Here is a 12,414-nt window from a genome sequence, read left to right on the forward strand (position 1 = left end):
CTCTTACCTGTCGACACCAACCCGGCCCACCCGAAAGTGTTCCGAACCGACTCGCCAGCTTTCGGGAGTGGATTTCATCACGAACCAAAGACAAGAACCGTTACGAGAACGTCTTGAGTTTGATTGGACTTAGTCCCGCTTGAGGCCGGAAAGCTCTTCGGCTTTTCCGCACCTGTGGGGTGACAAGAGATGATATTACGCGGCTTCTGAACAACGCGCAAATATCGTGCAACCCGGGCGCGTCGCGCCGGAGTTTCGCGAAATACTGCGCTTTAATCCCGGGCCGCGACGGTGATGCCGGCGAGCGTCTTCTTGCCACGGCGCAGAACGGCGAAGCGGTCGTGCAGCAGGCTCGCGCCCAGCTCGTCGGAGTCATCCGTCACTTTGACGTTGTTGAGGTAGACGCCGCCCTGGGCGATGGCGCGACGGCCCTCCCCCAGGCTGGCGACGAGTCCACTGTCCACGAGCAGTTGGACCACCGACGTGGTGGCGGATGCTTCGGCCTGGGGTAGCGCCGCAATCGCACTCGCGAGGGTCGTGGCATCCAGTGCCGCAAGATCACCCTGACCAAACAGCGCGGCAGCCGCTGCGATCGCCGCGAGCGTTGCCTGCTCTCCGTGGATGAGGGTCGTCACCTCGTAGGCAAGGGTGCGCTGCGCCTCCCGCTTGAAGGGTTCGGTCTCCACTGCCTGCGCGAGAGCATCGATCTGCGCGCGGGTCAGGAAGGTGAACACCTTGAGGCGGTCGATGACGTCCGCATCGTCGGTGTTGAGCCAGAACTGGTAGATCGCGTACGGACTGGTGAGGTTCTCATCCAGCCAGATGGCATTGCCCTCGCTCTTACCGAACTTGCGCCCGTCGGAGTTGGTGATCAGCGGGGTGCCGATGGCGTGCGCCGACTCCCCCAGCGAACGCTTGATCAGGTCGACGCCGCTGGTGAGGTTGCCCCACTGGTCGGATCCGCCGGTCTGCAACACGCACCCGTACTCCATGTAGAGCTGACGGAAGTCGAGGCCCTGCAAAATCTGGTAACTGAATTCGGTGTAGCTGATGCCCTCGTCCGAGTTCAGCCGGGTACTCACGGCATCCTTCTTGAGCATCGTCCCGACCCGGAAGTACTTACCGATGTCGCGCAGGAAGTCGATGGCCGACATCGGGGCCGTCCAGTCGAGGTTGTTCACCAGCCGCGCGGCATTCTCGCCCTCGAAACTGAGGAACTTCGAGACCTGCCCCTGCAGGTAGCCCACCCACTCGGCGACGACCTCGGGGGTGTTGAGCGTGCGCTCGGCGGTGGGACGCGGGTCGCCAATCAGCCCGGTGGACCCGCCGACAAGACCGAGCGGCTTGTGCCCGGCGAGCTGGAGCCTGCGCATGAGCAGCAGCTGCACGAAGTTGCCGAGGTGCAGGCTGGGCGCCGTCGGATCGAATCCGCAGTAGTACGTGATGGGAGGACCGGCGAGCAGTGCGCGCAGTTCGTCCTCGTTCGTCGACACGTGGATGAGGCCTCGCCACACGAGCTCGTCCCACAGATCGGGGAATGACGAGTCGTTACTCTGGCGGGCAAAGATTTCGGATGCGGGTGCAGACACGCTTTACAGGCTATCGGCAATCTTCTTCTGCCCGGCGATGGCCGCGACGCCGGGTGGGCGCGGCGGATACACCCACGCCACCAGCACAACCGAAATGATCATGAGCAGGAACCACGAGACCAGTTTGGTGAGGGGAACGAGTTCCCACCCGTCCTGCTGGTTGGGGTAGACCCAGGCGTTTGACCAGGTGGCGAGGTTTTCGGCGAGCCAGATGAACACCGCCACCAGCAGGAAACCCAGGAGCAGAGGCATCCGCAGCGTCCGCCGGAAAACACGGAAGTGCATCACGCTGCGCCCAAACACCACCACGACGACCGCCAGCAGCACCCAGCGGGAGTCCCAGATGAAGTGATGCGAGAAAAAGTTGAGGTAGATGACGGATGCCACGACCGCCGTGATCCAGCGGCGCGGGTAACGATCGAACCGCAGGTCGAAGAGTCTGTACACCCGCACCATGTACGAACCGACGGCGGCGTACATGAATCCGCTGAACAGGGGCACGGCGCCGACGCGCAGGATGCCGTCCGCGGCATACGACCAGGAGCCCACATCGGTTTTGAACAGTTCCATTCCCGTGCCCACGAGGTGGAAGAGAACGATGACCCGCAGTTCCCGCAGCGTCTCGAGCCGGGTCGCGACCATCACGATCTGAATGATGACCGCGGCAAGGGTGAGGGCATCATTGCGGGCCAGCGCCGCGGAGTCCGGATACCAGAGCCTCGCGGCAATGAGTACCGCGAGAAGGACAGCACCGAAGATGCACGCCCACGCCTGTTTGGCCCCGAAGACGAGGAACTCGTCGACCGCGGCGCGCACCCCGCGCGCGGGCGACCGCAGCAGCAGCCGGTTCGCCCAGGCGTCGATCGACTGTTCGACGGGGGTGAAGCGCGCCACCGTCAGGACCGTTTCTTGGGGACGTGCGCCTTGTACGGCAATACCGTCGGGTCTCCCGGTATCCAGAACCGCCAGGGGAACGCGGCGGTTCCCCCGGCGCCGGAGACTCCGGTGCGCGGACCCTGCTCGAACGGGGACGGCGTCGCCGGAAACTCGAGCGCGAAGTCGGGACCGGCAAGATCGGCGCCGTTCATCGCGAGCGTGAGGTCCATGGCGACGGCGAGCCGGGCGGGGCCGCGGGCAAGATCCGTATCAACCTTCGATGACGTTCGCCGCAGGCGCGCGAGTTCGATTCCATCGACGATTTCGCCGGCGCGCAGCAGGACGGCGGATGATTCGCCGTCGGGTGAGCACACGATGTTGGCGCACACGTGCATCCCATAGGTGAAGTAGGTGTAGAGGTGTCCCGGTTCACCCCACATCACGGAGTTGCGCGGGGTCTTGCCCCGGAAGGAGTGCGATCCGGGATCCACGTCGCTGAGGTATGCCTCGACTTCGGTGATGCGCAGCGTGACGTCCCGGTGCGTGAACAGGGCGCCGAGCAGCAGCGGGGCGACCTCCACCGACGGGCGGCGAAGCAGCTCGCGATCCATCGGGCGCCCTAGAAGAGGGAGATCCCGTTCGCCGCGATGTCGATCAGCACAAAGATGAGCGCGGCGGCGGCCACTCCGATCCAGATCCACATCGTGCGCGTCTTCATCGGCGGGCGCGTGTTCTTGGGGTTGTCGCGGTGCAGGGTCACAGTGCTCTCCGGGGATCGAGTTCGCGCACGCGGGCGGTGAGCGCGGCGAGCTGTTCGACCACGCGTTCGGGCGCGGTTCCTCCCACGCCGTTGCGACTAGCCAGCGATGCTTCCACCGTGAGGGCCTCGCGCACCTCGCCGGTCAGATGTGCGGACACCGAGGCGTACTGCTCGTCGGTCGGTTCGTGCAGCTCGAGCCCGTTGATCTCGCAGAATCGCACGAGCGATCCGCTGATCTCGTGGGCCTCGCGGAACGGCACGTGACGCCGCACGAGCCAGTCGGCCACGTCGGTCGCGAGCGAGAATCCCTGGGGTGCCAGTTCCGCCATACGGTCGGTGTTGAAACGCAGGGTGGCGACCATGCCGGTGAAGGCCGGAAGCAACACCTCGAGAGTCTCGACGGAGTCGAACACCGGCTCCTTGTCTTCCTGCAGGTCACGGTTGTAGGCCAGCGGCAGCCCCTTGAGCGTGGTCAACAGCCCGGTGAGGTTACCGACCAAACGCCCGGCCTTGCCGCGCGCGAGTTCCGCGATGTCCGGATTCTTCTTCTGCGGCATGATCGACGACCCGGTCGAGTAGCCATCATGCAGCTTGGCGAAATCGACCTCGCGGGTGACCCAGAGAATGATGTCCTCGGCGAACCGGGAGACATCGATACCGATCTGCGCGGTGATGTAGGCGAACTCCGCCACGACATCGCGGCTCGCCGTCGCGTCGATCGAGTTGGGCATCGGAGCCCCGAGCCCCAGCTCCGTCGCGATGAACACGGGGTCGAGTCCGAGTGCGCCTCCGGCAAGAGCGCCAGCGCCGTAGGGGGAAGCGGATGCCCGCGCCCGCCAGTCACGGAGGCGTTCAAGGTCGCGCACCAGCGGCCACGCGTGCGCCAGCAGGTGATGCGCGAGCAGCACCGGCTGGGCGTGCTGCAGGTGCGTTCGGCCCGGCATGGGAGCACCCTCGTGCGCCTCGGCCTGGGCGGCGATCGCGTCAATCAGTTGCAGGAGAAGATGACCAATGGATGCCCCGTGGTCGATCAGATACATCCGCACGAGTGTCGCGATCTGATCGTTGCGACTGCGGCCGGCGCGCAGACGCCCGCCGAGCTCGGCACCGGCCAGCTCGATGAGCCCGCGCTCCAGGGCGCCGTGCACATCCTCGTCGGTGTCCTGCGGGGCAAACGTGCCATCCCGCCAGTCCGACAGCAGCTGCTCGAGCGCCGCGAGCATGCGGGTCAGTTCGTCGTCGCTGAGGTATCCCGCGACGGCGAGTGCCTTGGCATGCGCCATCGAACCCGCGACGTCGTAGGAGCCCAGCTGCCAGTCGAAGTGCGTCGACTTGCTCAGGCGAGCGAGCTCGGGCGATGGACCGTCAGCAAATCTGGCTCCCCACAGGGAACCCTCCGCGGTTGTCCCGCCCTGCTCGCTCACCGTGAGTTACTTGCCGTTCAGGTCGCGACGGGCAGAGATCTTGCTCGGAAGCGACCAGATCTCGATGAAGCCCTTCGACAGCGACTGGTCGAACGTGTCGCCGGTGTCGTAGGTCGCGAGGCTGAAGTCGTACAGGCTCTGCTCGCTCTTCTGTCCGGTGACGACCGCGCGGCCGCCCTGGAGCTTGAGGCGGATGTCGCCGCTCACGTACTTCTGCGTGTCGTCGATGAAGACATCGAGGCTGCGCTTGAGACCCGAGAACCACAGACCGTCGTAGACGAGGTTGGCCCACTCGGACTCGACGCCACGCTTGTAGCGACCGAGGTCGCGCTCGAGCGTCAGTGACTCGAGGGCTTCGTGCGCGGCGATGAGTGCCATCGCGGCGGGAGCCTCGTAGACCTCACGGCTCTTGATGCCCACGAGGCGGTCCTCGACGACGTCGATGCGACCTACGCCGTGCTTTCCGGCGAGGATGTTGAGCTGCTCCACGGCCTGCAGCGGCGTGACGGCGACGCCGTCGATCGCCGTGGGAATGCCCTCGGTGAAGGTGATGACGACCTCGTCGGCCGCCTTCGCGACGGCGGGGTCCATCGTGTACTCGTAGAGATCCTCGATGGGAGCGTTCCACGGGTCCTCAAGGAAGCCGGTCTCGACGGCGCGACCCCAGACGTTCTTGTCGATGGAGTACGGGCTCGCGGCACTCTGGCGAATGGGCAGGTTGTGCTCGTTCGCGTAGATGATCGCCTTGTCGCGGGTCAGAGCGAGGTCACGCACGGGCGCGATGCTCGTGAGGTCAGGAGCGAGGGCGGCGACGGCGGCCTCGAAGCGCACCTGGTCGTTGCCCTTGCCGGTGCAGCCGTGGGCCACGGAGTCGGCGCCGAGTTCCTTGGCGACGCGCGCCAGGTGACGGGCGATCAACGGGCGGCTGAGTGCGGACACCAGCGGGTAGGTCTTCTGGTACAGCGCGTTGGCCTTCAGCGCCGGCATGAGGTAGTCGGCGGCGAATTCGTCCTTCGCGTCGACGACGACGGCGTCAACCGCGCCGCAGTCGAGGGCGCGCTGACGGATGTCCTCCATGTCCTCGCCGCCCTGGCCGACGTCAACGGCGAGTGCCACGACCTCTTTGCCCGTGGCGTCTTTCAGCCAACCAATACCAACCGAGGTGTCCAGTCCGCCCGAATAAGCGAGGACTACGCGTTCCGACATTTACGTGTTTCTCCAACCAGAATGAGTGACCCCAATACTACCGGCGCGGTCGGAGCGCTCTGGCTCATCTCCGATCGACGCCGTGGGCTGTGCGAACCCGGACGGACGCGCGACGATTGCCGCTGCCCGTCTCGAGACAGATGTGAGGACTCTCTCCAGTGGTCCCCTGCCGAGCAGGAGGGTCCACACGGAACAGAAGACCAGGGTGCCGACCGTGAGCCACCAGAAAATGGCGGCGTTATTGCTCCCCTGCGTCCAGTAGTCGCGGCCCAGCAGCGACAGGGCGACCAACTGACCGGAGTAGGCGGTGAGCGCCATTGCGCCGGTCGCCGCGACGGGAAAGAGGATGTACCGCAGCGGGCGGGCGATCAGCAGGCACAGGCCGATTACGGCCATCGCGAATCCAGCCGCACCGACAACCTCGAACGGGCTGCCGCTGTGCGGGGCGATCGTCGCAAACGACCGGAGGTCGAGAAGACCGGCCCAGTCCTCGGCGTAGGCGCCGCCCTGTGGCACGTCGAACCGACCGACGGCCGTGACAAGGAGTGCTCCGGCGCCGTATCCGAGCACGGAAATTCCGGTGCCGACCACCAGGAGGCGCAGCTGGGTGAGTCGGGACGCGAGGTCCAACCGGCCGATCGCGAGCCCCGCCACGACAAAGGCGATCCACACCAGTGCCGGATAAATGCCCGTGAGCGTCAGATCGCCGATCTCCGAGGGCTGCCCGCCGCTCAGCGACAGGGCGCTCGCTCCCATGTAGCGCACCACCGGCATCACCACGGCGAGCACCCCGGCGAGAACGAACAGACGGCGCGGACGCACGCGCACGAGAGGCAGGGCGAGGACGAACATCACGGCGTAGTACTCGAGGATCACGTAGACATTGGTGCCGAGCGCGGTAAGCACTCCGCCCAGCACGAACAGCAGGGCCGCGCGCACGAGGATGCGCACCCTCGCCTGCACGAGGGGCACGCCATCGACGGGCGTGCGGCCCCCGGTGATGATGGCAATGGAGATGCCCGCCAGTGTGGCGAAGAGCACGGCGGACCGTCCGTTAACGAGATCGACCCAGGTCGAGGCATCCACCCAGTCGAATTCGTCGGTGAGCAGCGTGTGCGCGGCGAACATGCCGATGATCGCCAGTCCCCGGGCAAGATCGAGCCCGGCGATGCGGTCGCTGCCGAACAGCGACCGCGTGCGCCGGGGAGTGGCCGCTACTGCTGGGAGAGCAGCCACACCATCAGCGCCTTCTGCGCGTGCAGACGGTTCTCGGCCTCATCCCAGATGACGCTCTGCGGGCCGTCAATGACGTCGGCCGTGACCTCGTAGCCGCGGTCGGCGGGGAGGCAGTGCATGAACAGGGCGTCGGGCTTTGCCTGCGCCATGAGCGCGGAGTCAACGCGGTAGTCGCCAAAGGTGGCGATGCGTTCGGCCTTCTCGGCCTCCTTGCCCATGGAGACCCAGGTGTCCGTGACGACAACGTCGGCCCCGGCGACGGCGGCTGCCGCGTCGGTGAACAGCTCGACGGAGCCTCCGGACGCGGTGGCCCGGGCTTCGGCATCGGCGACGACCGAGGCATCCGGTGCATAGCTCGCCGGGGAAGCGACACGCACGTGGATGCCGGCGACAGCGCAGGCCAGGAGGTAGGACTGCGCCATGTTGCTTGCACCGTCGCCGAGGAAGGTGACGGTGAGGCCCTGCAGCTCGCCGCGGTGCTCCCGGATGGTGAGCAAATCGGCCAGCAGCTGACAGGGGTGAAACTCGTCGCTCAGCGCGTTGACGACGGGAACGGTGGTTCCGGCCGCCATCTCGACGAGTCCCGACTGGGCGTAGGTGCGCCAGACGATGGCGGCGACCTGGCGCTCAAGAACGCGCGCGGTGTCTCCCGCTGTTTCCTTGCCCCCGAGCTGGCTGTTGGCGGTGGAGATGATGAGGGGGATGCCTCCGAGGTCCGCGATTCCGACGGCGAAGCTCACCCGGGTGCGGGTGGACGACTTGTCGAAGATCACGGCGACGGTCTGCGGACCGGCGAGCGGACGCGTGCCAAAGCGGTCTTTCTTCAGCTCGACCGCGAGGTCGAGGATGGTGTTCTGCTCGGCCTGGGTCAGGTCGTCGTCGCGAAGAAAGTGCCGGGTCATGATGTTGCCTCCAGGGCCTGGGTGAAGATGGCGATGAATTCCGCTACCTCGGCGTCGCCGATGATGAGCGGGGGTGCGATGCGGATGCTGGTGTCGTTCGCGGCGTTGATGATGAGGCCGAGCTCGAGGGCCTTCGTCGAGATGCGGTGCGCGACGGGTTCGGTGAGGCCGATGCCGAGCAGCAGCCCGGCACCGCGGACCTCGGCGACGAGGGGCGAGTTGAGCGCCTCGATACCGGCACGGATCTCGGCGCCGCGCTGCACGGCGTTCTCGATGAGTCCGGCGCTTTCGATCTCGCCGAGCACCGCGTTGGCGGCGGCGGTGGCGAGCGGGTTACCACCGAAGGTGCTGCCGTGCTGGCCGGTCGCGAAGAGGTCGGATGCCTCGCCGAACGTGATGAGGGCGCCGATGGGTACCCCTCCCGCGATTCCCTTGGCAACCGCGATCGCATCAGGAACGATGCCCGCACGCTGGAACGAGAACCAGGCGCCGGTTCTGCCGACCCCCGTCTGGATTTCGTCGAGGATGAGGAGAGCTCCGTGCTTCGTTGTCAGTTCGCGCGCACGTTTCAGGTACCCCTCGGGCAGCTCGATGACGCCGGCCTCCCCCTTGATGGGTTCGACCACCAGGGCGGCAACGGTATCGTCTATCGCCGCTTCGAGCGCCGCGATCGTCGAATCGATGTGCACGATGCCCGGGATGAGCGGCTCGAACGCGTCCCGCAGTGCGGGCTTGCCCGTCAGGGACAGCGATCCCATCGTGCGTCCGTGGAACGAGTTGTTGAGCGCGAGCACGCGCTTGCGACCCTTGTTGAGGCGCGACAGCTTGAGCGCCGCCTCGATCGCTTCCGCCCCGGAGTTGCCGAAGTACACCCGGCCGCGATCGCCCGCACCCGTGATGCGGCGCAGGCGCTCGGCCAGCTCGATCTGGGGAGGCGTGGCGAAGTAGTTGGAGACGTGCGCGATGGCGGAGATCTGTGTGGTCACGGCCTCGACGAGCACCGGGTGCGCGTGACCGAGCGCGTTGACCGCGATGCCCGCGAGGAAGTCGAGGTACCTGACGCCCTCGGAATCCCAGACATAGGCACCCTCCCCGCGCACCAGCAGGCGCAGCGGGGCGGGAGCCGAGCCCATCATGGCCGTGCGGTAGCGCTGCGGCCAGGGGGTGTCGGTTGCACCGTCGATATCGGTGGAGATGAATTCGTCGTTTGTCATGCGGAGACTACCTCGGTTCCAATTCCCTGCTGCGTAAATACTTCGAGCAGGATCGAGTGCGGAATGCGCCCGTCGATGATGGCGGCTTTCGCCACGCCTCCGTCGACGGCCTCTAGGCACGCTGTCATTTTGGGGATCATGCCGGACTCCAGTGACGGCAACAACTGCGTCAGTTCGTCGGCATGAATAACCGAGACGAGGGAGTCGCGATTGGGCCAGTCGCTGTAGAGACCGGCGACGTCCGTGAGAATCACGAGCTTCGCGGCTCCGAGGGCGACGGCCAGTGCTGACGCGGCCGAATCGGCGTTGATGTTGAGCGATTGGCCGGGCACGTCGATGTCCGGAGCGATCGAGGAGACCACCGGGATGAATCCGGCGTCGAGCTGGGCGAGCACGATGGACGGGTCAACCTCCACCACATCACCGACGAGGCCGAGGTCGACGAGTTCTCCGTCGACCATGGCACCGCGACGACGGCCGCCAAACAGGTTCGCGGTCTCTCCCGACAGTCCCACAGCGAGCGGTCCCCCGTCGGCGGTGGTCGCGTGCGCGTTCAGCATGTCGACGAGACCCGCGTTCACCTCACCCACGAGCACGTCGCGCACCACGTCGATGGCGTCGACCGTCGTGACGCGATACCCGCCCTGGAATTGACTCGGGATGCCCCGGCGGGCGAGTTCCGCGGAAATCTGCGGGCCACCCCCGTGCACGATCACCGGGCGGATGCCCACGTAGTGCAGGTACGCCATGTCCTCGGCAAATGACTCCTTCAGCGAGTCATCCACCATCGCATTTCCACCGAACTTGATGACGATGGTCTGCCCGGCGAAGCGCTTGAGCCAGGGAAGCGACTCGATGAGCACCGAGGCTTTGGCCGACGCGTCCAGCGCCGAACCGGAATCGTCTGCCTCACTCATGAGCTGTACGCGCTGTTCTCGTGCACGTAATCGTGGGTGAGGTCGTTCGTCCAGATCGTCGCCTCGCGCGTGCCGGCCTTGAGGTCGATGAGCACGTGCACCGCCCGCGGGGTCAGGTCGACGAGGTCGCGGGACTGGCCGGGCTCCCCCGATACGCAGACCGCGATGCCGTTGATCGACACGTCGATGACGTAGGGGTCGAAGGTTGCCTGCGTGGTCCCGACGGCGGCGAGCACGCGGCCCCAGTTGGGGTCGTTGCCGAAGACCGCGGCCTTGAAGAGGTTGTTGCGGGCGACGGCACGACCGACCTCGACGGCGTCCTCTTCGGACTCGGCGTTGATGGTCTCGATCGCGATGTCGTGGCTGGAGCCCTCCGCGTCTGCCTGCAGCTGCAGGGCGAGGTCGCGGCAGATCGCGGTGACGGCGCCGGTGAACTCGATGACGGACGGGGTCACTCCCGACGCGCCGCTGGCCATGAGCGTGACCTGGTCGTTGGTCGACATACAGCCGTCGGAGTCGAGGCGGTCGAAGGTGATGCGGGTGGCGGCGCGCAGTGCGGTGTCGAGCACGTCCGCGGGCAGGTCGGCGTCGGTGGTGATGACCACGAGCATGGTGGCGAGCCCGGGAGCGAGCATTCCGGCGCCCTTGGCCATGCCACCGATGGTCCAGCCGTTGCCTTCGACGATGGAACGCTTGGGCTTGCTGTCGGTGGTCATGATGGCGAGGGATGCGTCGATGCCGCCGTCATCCGTCAGCGTGCTTGCCTCTACCCCTGCGAGGATCTTGTCCAGCGGGAGCTGTTCGCCGATCAGTCCCGTGGAGCAGACGAGCACGTCACCGGCGGAGACGCCCAGCTTTGTGGCGACTGCCTCGGCCGTCGCGTGGGTGGTCTGGAATCCCTGGGTGCCCGTGTAGCAGTTGGCTCCCCCGGAGTTGAGAACGACGGCGGAGACCACACCGTCGGCGATGACCTGTTGCGACCACAGGATCGGGTTCGCCTTGGCCCGGTTGCTCGTGAAGACGACGGCCGCTGCCTGGCTCGGCCCCTGGTTTGAGACGATGGCGATGTCCTTGCCGCCGCTGTGCTTGAGACCTGCCTCGACGCCTGAAGCGACAAAGCCCTTCGCGTGTGTGACGCTCACGGGGCGACTCCATTCGTTGTCAGTCCGGCCTGTTCCGGAAGGCCGAGGGCGATGTTGGCGCTCTGAATCGCGGCGCCCGCCGTTCCCTTGACCAGGTTGTCGATCGCGGTGATGGTGGTGACGCGGCGGCTGACCTCGTCGACCGCGAGGCCGATGAGCGCCGTGTTGGCGCCCACGGTGTCGGCGGTGCGGGGGTACTCGCCCGCGGGAAGAAGGTGCACAAACGGTTCATCCGCGTAGGCAATCTCGAACGCCGACCGCACGTCGGCGGCGCTCACGCCGGGCGCGAGCCGGGCGGTTGACGTGGCGAGGATGCCCCGCGACATCGGCACGAGCATGGGGGTAAAGGAGACGGTGACCCCCACGCCTCCCGCGGCGGTGAGGTTCTGGCGGATTTCGGGGGTGTGACGGTGGGTTCCCCCGACGCCGTAGGCGTAGGAGGAGCCGAGAATCTCGCTCGCGAGCAGGTTGACCTTCAGCGTCTTGCCCGCGCCGGACGGTCCAACGGCGAGCACGGCGACGATGTCCTCGGGCTCGAGCACCCCGGCGCGAATACCGGGGGCGAGGCCGAGGGAAATCGCGGTGACGTTGCAGCCGGGGACGGCGATGCGGGTTGCACCGACGATGGACTCACGCTGGCGCGAGCCATCCGCCAGCACCAATTCCGGCATGCCGTATGTCCACGCGCCGAAATACTCGCCGCCGTAGAACGCGGCCCAGTCGGACTCGCTCGTCAGACGGTGGTCGGCTCCGCAGTCGATGACGAGCGTGTCGTCGGCAAGCTGCGCGGTGATCTCGCCCGACTTTCCGTGGGGAAGGGCGAGGAAAACTACGTCGTGACCGGCAAGATTCGCGGCGGTGGTCTCGACGAGGGTCAGATGCGCGAGGGAGCGCAGGTGGGGTTGCAGCGCGATGAGCGGCTGTCCCGCATTGGAGAACGCCGTCACGGTTGTGACGGTGAATTCGGGGTGGTCGGCGAGGATACGCAGAAGCTCACCACCGGCGTAGCCGCTAGCACCAGCGACGGCAACGGAAAGAGACATGGCTCTACCTTAGGGTTCGATCGGACGGGGATTCTAAGGCTGCGGCGGCGCTACGCACGATGCTGAGAGTTCAGCACGCTGGAAACCAGCGGCGGGGCGTCGCCT

The 12,414-nt window shown here is 66.4% G+C and carries 12 protein-coding genes; all 12 read right to left on the bottom strand.

Annotation, left to right across the window (positions count from 1 at the left end; all coding sequences use genetic code 11):
* Positions 1 to 272: 272 nt before the first annotated feature.
* Genes tyrS through argC form a run of 12 tightly spaced genes read right to left on the bottom strand, consistent with a single transcriptional unit; the run spans position 273 to position 12,309 of the window.
* The gene (gene tyrS / locus HB677_RS14860; RefSeq protein WP_213816520.1) at positions 273 to 1,589 is read right to left on the bottom strand and encodes a tyrosine--tRNA ligase; all 1,317 of its coding nucleotides are present in this window, start codon (positions 1,587 to 1,589) and stop codon (positions 273 to 275) included.
* Between the two features lie 3 nt (positions 1,590 to 1,592).
* Positions 1,593 to 2,483: a DUF817 domain-containing protein gene (locus tag HB677_RS14865; RefSeq protein ID WP_213816521.1), complete on the bottom strand. Its 891-nt coding sequence runs from the start codon at positions 2,481 to 2,483 to the stop codon at positions 1,593 to 1,595.
* A 2-nt stretch (positions 2,484 to 2,485) separates the two neighbouring features.
* The gene (locus HB677_RS14870; protein WP_213816522.1) at positions 2,486 to 3,076 is read right to left on the bottom strand and encodes a DNA-3-methyladenine glycosylase; all 591 of its coding nucleotides are present in this window, start codon (positions 3,074 to 3,076) and stop codon (positions 2,486 to 2,488) included.
* Positions 3,077 to 3,084: 8 nt separating this feature from the next.
* Complete coding sequence (locus HB677_RS14875) at positions 3,085 to 3,225, bottom strand: hypothetical protein (RefSeq protein WP_213816523.1); 141 nt, start codon at positions 3,223 to 3,225, stop codon at positions 3,085 to 3,087.
* Positions 3,222 to 4,649, bottom strand: a complete 1,428-nt coding sequence (argH, locus tag HB677_RS14880) for an argininosuccinate lyase (protein WP_213816524.1) — start codon at positions 4,647 to 4,649, stop codon at positions 3,222 to 3,224. Before argH ends, HB677_RS14875 begins: the two co-directional genes overlap by 4 nt.
* Before the next feature lie 6 nt (positions 4,650 to 4,655).
* On the bottom strand, positions 4,656 to 5,855 hold the full coding sequence (locus HB677_RS14885; protein WP_213816525.1) for an argininosuccinate synthase: 1,200 nt from the start codon (positions 5,853 to 5,855) through the stop codon (positions 4,656 to 4,658).
* The gene (locus tag HB677_RS14890; protein ID WP_213816526.1) at positions 5,856 to 7,091 is read right to left on the bottom strand and encodes a heparan-alpha-glucosaminide N-acetyltransferase domain-containing protein; all 1,236 of its coding nucleotides are present in this window, start codon (positions 7,089 to 7,091) and stop codon (positions 5,856 to 5,858) included.
* Positions 7,070 to 7,993 carry an ornithine carbamoyltransferase gene (gene argF, locus HB677_RS14895; protein WP_213816527.1) on the bottom strand — a complete coding sequence of 308 codons (924 nt, stop codon included), beginning with the start codon at positions 7,991 to 7,993 and terminating at the stop codon, positions 7,070 to 7,072. Before argF ends, HB677_RS14890 begins: the two co-directional genes overlap by 22 nt.
* Positions 7,990 to 9,207, bottom strand: coding sequence for an acetylornithine transaminase (locus HB677_RS14900; protein WP_213816528.1), 1,218 nt, complete (start codon positions 9,205 to 9,207; stop codon positions 7,990 to 7,992). The genes argF and HB677_RS14900 overlap by 4 nt, the downstream gene beginning before the upstream one ends.
* Positions 9,204 to 10,124, bottom strand: coding sequence for an acetylglutamate kinase (argB, locus tag HB677_RS14905; RefSeq protein ID WP_213816529.1), 921 nt, complete (start codon positions 10,122 to 10,124; stop codon positions 9,204 to 9,206). The genes HB677_RS14900 and argB overlap by 4 nt, the downstream gene beginning before the upstream one ends.
* The gene (argJ, locus tag HB677_RS14910) at positions 10,121 to 11,266 is read right to left on the bottom strand and encodes a bifunctional glutamate N-acetyltransferase/amino-acid acetyltransferase ArgJ (protein WP_213816530.1); all 1,146 of its coding nucleotides are present in this window, start codon (positions 11,264 to 11,266) and stop codon (positions 10,121 to 10,123) included. Before argJ ends, argB begins: the two co-directional genes overlap by 4 nt.
* Positions 11,263 to 12,309, bottom strand: a complete 1,047-nt coding sequence (gene argC / locus HB677_RS14915) for an N-acetyl-gamma-glutamyl-phosphate reductase (protein ID WP_213816531.1) — start codon at positions 12,307 to 12,309, stop codon at positions 11,263 to 11,265. Before argC ends, argJ begins: the two co-directional genes overlap by 4 nt.
* Between the last annotated feature and the right edge of the window lie 105 nt (positions 12,310 to 12,414).

The organism is Glaciihabitans sp. dw_435 (assembly GCF_018449675.1).
Classification (GTDB): domain Bacteria; phylum Actinomycetota; class Actinomycetes; order Actinomycetales; family Microbacteriaceae; genus Glaciihabitans.